Below are 366 nucleotides of genomic sequence, written 5' to 3'. Positions count from 1 at the left end.
GGCCGCCACCGGTTTTGCCCCGGTTACTTTAAATTTCGCTAAGTGGTTGATTTTACTTGGCTGGGGTTCCTGGAAGCTTTTCGAACTTTCTGGGTCGCGCCTCAGCCCGAATTGCGGTTGCTGATGGACAAACTGGGACACTAGATTCGGTTTTTGGATAGTTTTGAGGGCATCGACTTCTGGTACATGCGCCAGATAGCGCGTCAGCACAAACTTCCAAGCGTGCTATCTTTTGAACGGCTGCTTTGCGCCTCATGTCAGTCGTTGAGCAGATCCTAGCCGCATCCCAAAAGCGGACGTCCGAGCGAACAGCCGAGGCGGCGCGTTTTGCGCCAGAGAACGAACCCGCTCGTGCGGGAGGGCGCG

1 protein-coding gene is annotated in these 366 nt (G+C 55.7%); it reads right to left on the bottom strand.

Annotated features, from left to right (window positions below; all coding sequences use genetic code 11):
• Positions 1-210 (bottom strand): hypothetical protein (locus DH10_RS36410; protein ID WP_210327880.1); only part of this gene is annotated, 210 nt, incomplete at its 3' end.
• Between the last annotated feature and the right edge of the window lie 156 nt (positions 211-366).

Source organism: Mesorhizobium silamurunense (genome assembly GCF_014843825.1).
GTDB classification, from domain to species: Bacteria; Pseudomonadota; Alphaproteobacteria; order Rhizobiales; family Rhizobiaceae; genus Mesorhizobium; species Mesorhizobium silamurunense.
The sequence above is the reverse complement of the archived record's forward strand: the minus strand, read 5'-3'. Positions and strand labels throughout refer to the sequence as shown.